Source organism: Acinetobacter sp. RRD8 (assembly GCF_031844225.1).
In the GTDB taxonomy this organism is placed as follows: Bacteria; Pseudomonadota; Gammaproteobacteria; order Pseudomonadales; family Moraxellaceae; genus Acinetobacter.
The window spans coordinates 1-2,650 of the sequence record NZ_JAUZUU010000043.1 but is presented as its reverse complement, the minus strand read 5'-3'; the positions used below and the strand labels follow the sequence as shown (position 1 = coordinate 2,650).

Below are 2,650 nucleotides of genomic sequence, written 5' to 3'. Positions count from 1 at the left end.
ATGTATTGAAATCAAATGACATCCAAATCAGCATGGATGGTAAAGGTCGATGGGTTGATAATGTGATGGTTGAACGATTATGGCGGAGCGTTAAATATGAAGAGGTGTATCTCAAAGCCTACAGCAATGTTTTGGATGCGAAGAAGCAATTAAACGCATATTTTGAATTTTATAATTTGAAACGACCTCATTCGAGTCTGGACAAAATGACTCCAGATGAGTTTTACTATGACCAGCTACCACAACAAAATAAGGTAGCTTAACTAGAGCAGAGTATCACTTATAAATAAGCTTTTAGTTGTTCAAACATGTGGGACCACCTCTATTTAAAAAAAGGAAAGAAGATGAAAATTAAGTTTTTAACAGTTTCATTGATGCTTATTCTGCCATTTTCTGTTTTTGCAGCAAATACTGTAGTAGAAAAAGCGGTCATTGAATCAAATAATACATATAAGGCGAAGTATAACTTAGAGGATATGACTGAGTTTAATCAGGCTCAAAAGGGCTTTATTGCCAAGCCAACAGGTCAAATTAAAAGTGAGAAAGGCAATGTTATCTGGGATTTTGATGCATTTAGTTTTTTACAAGATCAAGCACCAAATACCGTTAATCCCACTCTATGGCGACAAGCAAAATTAAACAACAATGTTGGGCTATTTAAAGTAACAGATCGAGTTTGGCAAATTCGTGGTTTTGATTTGGCAAATATGACCATCATTCAGGGTGATACTGGCTGGATTATTGTGGATACATTAACCTCTAAAGAAACGGCTGAAGCAGCACTTAAATTTGCTAGACAGCATTTAGGTGAGCAAAAAATTTCAGCCATTATCTTTACCCATAGCCATATCGATCATTTTGGTGGTGCATTAGGCGTTCTTTCTAGCGAAGAAATTAACGCTAGAAAAACTCCAATTATTGCGCCAAAAGGCTTTATGGAAGAAGCGACCAGTGAAAATGTGATGGCAGGTTCAGCCATGATACGTCGTGCGACTTATATGTATGGAACTTTTCTACCTAAAAATGCGGAAGGATTGGTGGATACAGGTTTAGGTAAGGCTGTTGCTGTGGGAAAAATGGGCATCCTTGAGCCTACACAACTGATCACTCAACCAGAACAGAAAATGACGGTTGATGGCTTGGATTTTGTGTTTTATAACGTGCCGGGTTCAGAAGCACCAGCAGAATTAACGTTCTCTATCCCATCATTGAAACTTTATAACGGCGCAGAAATTCTATCTCATACCATGCATAATCTTTATACCCTTCGGGGTGCTAAAGTCCGTGATGCCTTAAAATGGGTGGGCTATCTAGACCAAGCAATGCAGCATGCCAAAGCATCCGATGTATTGATTGCACAGCATCATTGGCCTGTCTGGGGCAATGACAATATTCAAGATTTTATTAAAACCCAGCGAGATGTTTATAAGTTCACGCATGATCAGACGGTGAGATATATGAACTCTGGTTTTAATGGCGCTGAAATTGCCGAAAAAATTAAGCTTCCAGCGGCACTTGATCAAAAACTATATGCTCATGGCTATTATGGAACCCTAAAACATAATGTAAAAGCAGTATACCAATATTATATGGGATGGTTCGATGCCCATCCTTCCAATTTAGATCCATTACCCCCTAAAGCTGTTGCAAAAAAATATATTGAGTTAGCAGGTGGGGAGAACAATGCATTGAAAAATGCGCGGGATGCCTACGCTCAAGCTGACTATAGATGGGCTGCCGAGATTTTAAAACATATTGTGTTGAATAACCCTCAAAACCAACAAGCAAAAGACTTATTGGCGAATACTTATCGTCAATTGGGCTATGCTGCTGAGGCTTCAACTTGGCGTAATTTCTTTTTGGTGGGCGCTCAAGAGCTACAAAATAATGTACCCCTACAAAATACTTCTGATCCGAGTGATTTATTGATTCATACACCAACTGAAAGATTTCTTGAAGCTATGGCGACAAATTTAGATGTGGAAAATTTAAAAAATGAAAACCAGTGTATCAATCTGGTTTTGTCGGATACCAAAGAGCATTTTTCATTATGGGTTGAAAACTCAGTCATGCAGTTTAAGCGTTATGATGAAAGTAAAGATTTGGCATTGGATTGCCCTACATTAACCTTAACCAAGCCCTTATATCTAAAAATGATTACAGGTCAAATAGAAGGGGTAAAAGTCCTGCTTTCTAAAGACAGTAAAGTCAAAGGTAATCCACTGAAAATTGGAAAATTCTTTGCAATGTTTAAACGTCCAGATTCAATTTTCCCGATTGTGACTCGACCAAATGGCTAAGCTCAAATAAGTAAAGTCGAAACTTAAATTAATAGATCCAAAGAAATGGGTGAAATTATCAACTTGGTTCTCCCAATCTTATAACAGGAATACAAGAAATTATTTCTTGTATTCCTCTTTAAAATTAAAAGTAAGCTATATGTATTTTAACTCTATTGATACTTTATTAAATGGTTTTTGAATTTTTATACTTTATTTTCGATGGAGATATTTTTATTAGTAGCTTGTTTAAAAAAGATTTGTTTATTTTTCTATTAATTGCTTCTAAATAATAACTTCAATATTTTTGTGGTTAAAAGGCAAGGGGGTATTATGATGTGTTTTTTATTGAAAATAAGCTTTTATATTAG

Annotated in this window: 2 protein-coding genes; both read left to right on the top strand. The window is 36.2% G+C overall.

Going from position 1 to position 2,650, the window contains the following annotated elements:
- On the top strand, positions 1 to 263 hold a 263-nt coding region (locus tag Q9R24_RS14905), incomplete at its 5' end, for an integrase core domain-containing protein (protein WP_005401423.1).
- 81 nt (positions 264 to 344) lie between these two features.
- Positions 345 to 2,300 carry an alkyl/aryl-sulfatase gene (locus Q9R24_RS14900; RefSeq protein ID WP_000693745.1) on the top strand — a complete coding sequence of 652 codons (1,956 nt, stop codon included), beginning with the start codon at positions 345 to 347 and terminating at the stop codon, positions 2,298 to 2,300.
- The last annotated feature ends 350 nt before the right edge of the window (positions 2,301 to 2,650 follow it).

What these genes read in the sequence shown, in the direction of transcription:
- Q9R24_RS14900 (WP_000693745.1), top strand. Translation starts at nt 345, where the DNA reads ATGAAAATTAAGTTTTTAACAGTTTCATTGATGCTTATTCTGCCATTT.